The sequence below is a fragment of the Nocardia aobensis NBRC 100429 genome (assembly GCF_000308375.1).
GTDB lineage: Bacteria > Actinomycetota > Actinomycetes > Mycobacteriales > Mycobacteriaceae > Nocardia > Nocardia aobensis.
Window position 1 is genome coordinate 41838 of record NZ_BAFQ01000289.1, and the last position, 6710, is coordinate 48547.

A 6710-nucleotide genomic window follows, 5' to 3' on the forward strand; every position below is an offset into this window, starting at 1 on the left:
CTGTCGCAGGAGAAGGGGAAACCTATGACCGTCGCCGACCGGCAGCTCGGTGTGTTCGACTCGGTCGCCGACGCGATCGGGAATACACCGCTGATCCGCCTGAACCGGGTGTCCGAGGGCATCGCCGCCACCGTCTACCTGAAGCTGGAATATCTGAATCCGCTGGGCAGCGTGAAGGATCGGGCCGCGCGCGCGATGATCGACGCCGCCGAGGCGGCGGGTGAGCTGCGCCCGGGCGGCACCGTCGTCGAATCCACGTCGGGCAATACCGGCATAGCGCTGGCCGCGATCGCCGCATCGCGTGGCTACCGCACGATCGTCGTGGTACCGGACAAATCCAGTGCCGAGAAACTGGCGCTGCTGCGCGCCTATGGCGTCGAGGTCCATGTGACGGCCGGCGGACTGCCGCGTCAGCATCCGGACTTCCTGAAGAATGTGGCGCTACGACTGGCCGCGGACATTCCGGGCGCCTGGTACTCCGGTCAGTACGACAATCCCGCCAATCCGGCCGCCCACCGGGAGACCACCGGACCCGAGATCTGGTCCCAAACTGGTGGTCGGGTAACGCATTTCGTCGCCGGAATCGGCACCGGCGGTACGATCACCGGCACGGGTGAATACCTCAAGTCCGTCTCCGGCGGGCAGGTGCGGGTGATCGGCGCAGACCCCGTGTCGTCGATCTACAGCGGCGGTGACGGTCACGCCTGGTACGTGGAATCGATCGGGCACTATCTGCATCCACGCACCGATACCGACGAGTGGCCGCAGTCCTATCACCCCGAGGTGGTCGACCGGATCGAGCAGGTTCCCGATGCCGAGGCGTTCGAGGTGTTGCGGCGGCTCGCCAGTGAGGAGGGGCTGCTGGTCGGCGGTTCCACCGGCACGGCCGTCGCCGCAGCCCTGCGAGTCGCGCGCACACTGGGTCCCGGCGATGTGGTGGTGGCCATCGCACCGGACTCGGGGCGCAACTACCTGTCCAAATATTTCGACCCACAGTGGCTGGGACGCTTGGGTTTCGATGCCGCGCCCACCGCACCGGGCCCTCGTGTAGGCGACCGGATTGCGGTCGCGGCGGACGCGGACGCTCCGGCGGTCGTACCGTCGGATGTGACCGTGGCGCGGGCCCGCGATCTGCTCGGCGCGTACGCCGCGCTGCCGGTGCGGTTGGCACGTCCAGGCGCCGGATATGTCGTGGTCGCGGAAATCCTGGGTGCGGTGTCGGCATCGCGGCTGGCCGGTGCGCCGGACGCCGATCCGGTGACCGACCATCTGGATCCACCCCTGCCCGTGATCGGGGTGCACGAACCGTTCGCCGTTGCCGCACAGCGTCTTTCCGATGCCACGGGCCCGGTGGTGCTGGCGCGGGACGGATATGCGATTGCGCTGGTGGATGCCGCGGACCTCGACGATGCCCCCGGTTAGCAGGGACGTGGTGAAACCGGCGCGCTGAACTGCGAGCCGATCGGTCCTACGGCGGCGCCGAGCATGCACGACCCCCACCGAACCCCGAGGGGCCGCGAGCGCGAAGATGCGGCGTCAGAGAGTCTCGAAGGCCTTCGCCAACCGCTGCACCGCCCCGCGATGCAAATGGGCGGAACGAAGGTGGCATCCGGCCTTCCGCAATTCACAGAACCCGGTAATGGAACGAGGCGAGTTTCGGACCGGTGCCACCGTCGAATCGGACCGTGACTTTCCACTTTCCCGCTGCCGGAACGATGAGCTGCTCGCTGCGCCACACCAGCGATTCGCGCTCGACCACGGGGCGGCCCAACGTCACCGGCAACCGGGCCACATTCGCCGATTCCGACGAAAGATCGACACTCACGGTCGCGGAATCATGCTGCGCCGCGGACGTATTCGCCGGTGCGTAGTCGACCGTGAGCCGCTGCGGGCCGTGCCGGATCGAGTCGATGCCTACATGCAGCACCTGCGCCGCCCCGAAGTCGAGCGTGGTCGCGAGATCGGTGGTGTAGGTGTCCTTCGCCGGAGCCAGCGTCGTCAGCACCGAGGTCACCGCCAGCACCACCACCGCCAGCGCCGTCTCCAGCACGACGGTCCGGGGCCGGCCGACGATCGCATCGGTGCGGCGGAACCACCGCAGGCTCAGATAGCCGAGCGACATGATGCCCAGTGCCCCAACGACTTTGGCGACCAGGACCAGACCGTAGGTGGTGTGCACGAGAGCGGCCGGCGGGTGCACCTGCAGGACCGCCAGCACGATCCCACCGGCCACGGCCGCCACCACGTGCCCGACCGCGACCGCATGCCAACGACCCCGATTCCGGACCCCACGCAGGACGAAGGCGACCACGACGACACCACCCAGCCACACGGTGATGCCGTACACGTGCAGTAGTGTGCCGGCGAACGACCACGGCCACCCCTGTACCGAGCCGCCGTGACCGTCCAGCGTCACCGCGACAACCGCGGCAGCGGCCTGCACCGCACCCGCCCCCACGACCGCGCGGGCGGCACGGGTGACGAGAGCGAAGGCGATGATCGAGGCCGCCGCCGCGATCACCGTCACCACTCCGAGCGGGGTCTCGAGAACGGTGCGTACACCCGTTGCCGACATCGCGGACAGACCGCCGTCCTGCTGGGCGACCAGAACGAGAAATCGGCAGACGAATCCGGCGACGAAAATCCCGATTCCCACCCGATAGAGCATCCGAAAACGTCGCCTGCGAACCACCGTCGGCCACACCCAGAGCGCCGCGGCGTACAACCCGGCCGACAATATCAATCCCAGATAGGTGATACCCCGCGTCGGAGAGTTCAGATATTGCTCGATACCGGTCGAAGAATGCTGGGCGAACCGGCCCTGCGCGGTCACCGCACCCACGGTGAATTGAATCGATAACGACACCACGTGGGTATCGGCGGACACGACGCGCGCGGTGGCCAGATAGGCCCCGTCGGGAACCGCCTCGGCCGGCACCAGCACAACCCTGCGCTGACCGTCGTCGAGCCGGGCGGCGGACAGCGCGAATCGTTGTCCGCCGCTGTCGATCAGCTGGGCCGAGCCCGCGACCAGGGTGACCGGCTCGTCGAGTTGCAGCCGCAGCTCAGCCGGCGCGGTGTCGACATGGGTTCCCGATTCCGGTGTCGTCGACACCAGCACGGCGTGCGCGGACGCGGCGCCGGCCGCCCACATCGGCGCCAGGATCGCGACGAGCAGGACGAACCAGCACCGCAGTGCACCCCTAGGACCGAGGCTCACGATCGCGCCGCAATGCCAGTGTCGCTGCCGCACCCGCCGCGACCGCGAGCAGCAGCGCCACCACCGACAGCACCTGCCACCATTCGCTCGGCGATGATTCGCCTCCGTCGTGCAACGCGGCGTCGTCGTGCCGATCCGACGAGGTGTTCGCCGCCGATACGGCATGGCCGCCGTCGTCGGAATGTCCGGTGGCGATCGCGGTCACCGGCACGACGGGCGCCGGATGTTCGGGCTCGCTGGCCTTGTCGACCGCTATTTCGTTCCACGACACCACCGAACCGTCGGAATACCGCTGATCGGACGGCAGCGCGACCGAATCCACAGCCTTCGGCCACGGGCCCGCCGAGAACGAGAATTCGCGATATTGCGTATTGCCGAAACCGTCGGCCGGAGTATTCGCGTTCCACACGATCTTGGTCACCCGACCGGCGGCCTGATCCCGTTCGACCGACGCCGTCCAGCCCGGAATGGGCTGTGTCCGTGCCGATTTCAGGTCCACGCCGGTAGGGATGGTGACGGTGAGCCCGACCGTATTCGCCGTGGCGGATTCACCGGGCACGATCAGGTGCACGACTCCGTAGCCGCCCTTGGTCACCGGTGTGCCGTCGGATTGCACGTGCGCCGCGGCCGGAGCCGCGTATGCCACCAGCGGCACCGCGGCCGCGATCGCCGCCGCGCTGCAACGCCGGACGAGGTGCCTTCGCACGGGTGCACGCCGCTCGCGAATGTCGCTGTCTGCCATCGTTTTCCTTGTATGTAGAGGTTTCGGCGGATGGATTTCGGCCCGGCATGTCGAACGACGTCACTTGGCGCCCGCGGCGGCCACGGCGATATCCGCGCCCCGGTATTTCGTTGCCAGGAACTGAGCCAGCCGGGGGCTCTCCAGTGCGTGGGTCAATTCCAGCACCCGCTGGTCGCCCGCCAACCGCGACGGCGCGACAAGCACGTGCGCATAAGGATTTCCGGGCCCGGGCTCGATCGCGAGGGCGTCCTTCGCCGGTTGCAGCCCCAATGATGCGGCCTGCTCGGGACTGAGGACCACCGCGTCGTAGTTCTGATAGATGGATCTCAGATCCTGGTCGAAACTCAACGGCAGCAACGACAGATGCCGCGCCGAGTCGCGCACGTTCGCCTGACCGATCGTCAGATCCGCCGCCGAGGTGCCGCCGAACGGACGATCCAGCGTCACCAGGCCCGCACTCTGCAGCAGGTAGAGCCCGCGCGCGAAACCGGTAGGCGTCGCCGGCAGCGCCACCTGAGCGCCGTGCGGCAGACTCACCCCGGTGACCTGGTCCTGCACCAATCCCACATGTACCCAGTCGGCGGTGTCCTTCAGATCGCGCCACTTCGACGAATACACCGCGTAGGGCACCACGTTCACCTTCGACACGATGCTCAGATTCGTATAGGAATTCTTCTGGCTGTCGGCCTCGAACGCCGGAATGTGCTGGAAGTAGGAAAGATCGCCCTTCCCGGCGGCGATACGGGCATTGGCGTCGCCGGCCGCGTCGACCGGTTTCACCTTCACCGAATCCGGCAGCAGGTTGTGGATCGCGTAATCGAGGATTTCCCGATCGTCGCCGCGATCGACGTACACGACCAGCGCATTCTCGTCGTCAGCGGCAGGTTCGTAGCTGACCTTCGTCGCCGCTCCGCATCCGGCCGCCGCGGTGGGCACGAGAAGAAGCGAGGCGACGATCGTCGCGATTCTGCGCCGAACCGGAACCCGCATCGCTGCGGGCAGCCGGCGCCGATCTTTCCTGTGCATTCGACTACTTTCCGCGCTATTTGCTCGTCAGTCCCCGCTGCCAGGAGGTAACTCGCCATTCGACGACGGTCAGAATCGAGTTGACGATGATTCCGACCAGACCAAGGGCGAATATTCCGGCATACATCTGCGGGGTCTGATACCGCAGCGAGGCGGTGTTGATGTAGATGCCGATCCCCTGCGCGCCGCCGACGAGTTCGGCCGCGACGAGGGCGGTGAATGCGTTGGCGGCGGCCAGCCGGATCCCGGGGAAGATCGCCGGGAAGGCGGCCGGCAGCACGACCTGGGTGAAGATGTAGAAGCGTCCGGCGCCGAGTGTCCGTGCCGCGTTCAGCAGCAGGCGCTCCACCCCGCTCACCGCACTCACCGCATTGACGAAGATCGGCCAGAAGCAGGCCCACACCACGATCGCGATCTTCGACTCCTCGCCGATGCCGAAGAACAGCACGAAGACCGGCAGTAGCGCCAGCAGCGACAGGTTGCGGAAGAACAGCAGGACCGGCTCGGCGAGTTTCTGCAAGATCCGGAACGATCCGACCAGGATGCCCAGAGCGACGCCCAGTACCAGCGCGATCACGAATCCGATCACCGCGCGCTGCACACTGGGCCAGATCTGGCTGCCCAGGGTGCCGTCGCTCAGTCCGTCGACGAACGCCCCGAAAGTGTCCTGCGGTGTCGATAGGTACTGATCGCTGACCTGGCCGCTGGCGACCACCCACCACCACAGCAGCAGGAACAGCCCGAGACCGATGACACCGTAGAGAAGCCGGTCGAATTTCGCGAGCCACGGATTGGGGGCCTTGGGCGGGATGAGATCCCGATCGGCCGGCGCCGCCGAATCACGCAGCGGCTCAGTGATCGTCGTTGCCAATGCGCACCTCCTCCTCGAGGATCCGCGCGACGCGCGAACGAATGTGCACGAAATCTTCGGAACTGCGCACCGCGGCATCGCGCGGACGCGGCAGCTCGACATCCAGCACCGCCTTCACGCGGCCCGGTGCCCGCGTCATGACCGCGATCCGGTCGGAGAGGAAGATCGCCTCGTCGATCGAGTGGGTGACGAACAGGACCGTCTTCTTCGTGGCACCCGACTCCCAGATGCGCAGCAGTTCGCTCTGCAGGAATTCGCGGGTCTGGGCATCCAGGGCCGCGAACGGCTCATCGAAGACCAAGACCTCCGGTTCGTAGGCGAGCACGCGCGCGATCGCGACGCGCTGGCGCATACCACCGGACAGCTGATGCGGCAGCCGGTGCGCGGCAGATTCCAAGCCCACCGTCCGCAGCACCTGCGCGGCCCGCTCCCGCCGTTCGGCCTTCGCCACGCCGCGGACCTTGAGACCGACCTCGACGTTCTTCTGCGCCGACAGCCAGGGGAACAACGCATACCCCTGGAATACGACGCCGACGTTCTTGTTGACGCCCTCGACTCGCTTACCGTCGACGAAGACCGCTCCCCCGTTGTAGGTTTCGAGGCCGGCCAGGATGTTCAGGAAGGTCGACTTCCCGCATCCACTCGGGCCCAGCAGCGAGACGAACTCACCGCTGCCGATCCGCAGATCGAATCCGTCCAGGACGGTGGTCGCCTCCTTCGTGCGCCGATCGGTGCGCGGGTAGAGCTTGCCGACACTCCTCGCCTCGATCTTCCACTCGGTGGGCGCGGGCCGCGGCGGATCCTTTTCCACTTGCTCGACGAGCACTTGCTGACTCATGACATTCGACTTC

At 67.0% G+C, this 6710-nt stretch carries 6 protein-coding genes; 1 reads left to right on the forward strand and 5 read right to left on the reverse strand.

Features of this window, described 5'->3' with window-relative positions; translation table 11 throughout:
- Positions 1–24: 24 nt before the first annotated feature.
- Positions 25–1422: a PLP-dependent cysteine synthase family protein gene (locus RJ03_RS31225; protein ID WP_036509516.1), complete on the forward strand. Its 1398-nt coding sequence runs from the start codon at positions 25–27 to the stop codon at positions 1420–1422.
- A gap of 202 nt (positions 1423–1624) precedes the next feature.
- Here the strand turns inward: RJ03_RS31225 and RJ03_RS31230 are convergent, their stop codons facing one another.
- The 5 genes from RJ03_RS31230 to RJ03_RS31250 all read right to left on the reverse strand — a co-directional run.
- Complete coding sequence (locus tag RJ03_RS31230; RefSeq protein WP_245552445.1) at positions 1625–3220, reverse strand: copper resistance CopC/CopD family protein; 1596 nt, start codon at positions 3218–3220, stop codon at positions 1625–1627.
- A complete protein-coding gene (locus tag RJ03_RS31235; RefSeq protein ID WP_051025486.1) occupies positions 3204–3962 on the reverse strand; it encodes a YcnI family copper-binding membrane protein in 759 nt (252 codons plus the stop codon). The genes RJ03_RS31230 and RJ03_RS31235 overlap by 17 nt, the downstream gene beginning before the upstream one ends.
- Before the next feature lie 60 nt (positions 3963–4022).
- The gene (locus RJ03_RS31240) at positions 4023–4988 is read right to left on the reverse strand and encodes a MetQ/NlpA family ABC transporter substrate-binding protein (protein WP_245552446.1); all 966 of its coding nucleotides are present in this window, start codon (positions 4986–4988) and stop codon (positions 4023–4025) included.
- A gap of 16 nt (positions 4989–5004) precedes the next feature.
- On the reverse strand, positions 5005–5859 hold the full coding sequence (locus RJ03_RS31245) for an ABC transporter permease (RefSeq protein WP_245552447.1): 855 nt from the start codon (positions 5857–5859) through the stop codon (positions 5005–5007).
- Positions 5840–6710: ABC transporter ATP-binding protein (locus tag RJ03_RS31250; RefSeq protein WP_373281738.1), on the reverse strand; the 871-nt coding region annotated here is incomplete at its 5' end. The genes RJ03_RS31250 and RJ03_RS31245, both read right to left, overlap by 20 nt.

Bases quoted from the DNA above. Each gene is read 5' to 3' on its own strand.
- RJ03_RS31240 (WP_245552446.1), bottom strand. From the start codon at position 4,988: ATGCACAGGAAAGATCGGCGCCGGCTGCCCGCAGCGATGCGGGTTCCG.
- RJ03_RS31235 (WP_051025486.1), bottom strand. From the start codon at position 3,962: ATGGCAGACAGCGACATTCGCGAGCGGCGTGCACCCGTGCGAAGGCAC.
- RJ03_RS31225 (WP_036509516.1), top strand. From the start codon at position 25: ATGACCGTCGCCGACCGGCAGCTCGGTGTGTTCGACTCGGTCGCCGAC.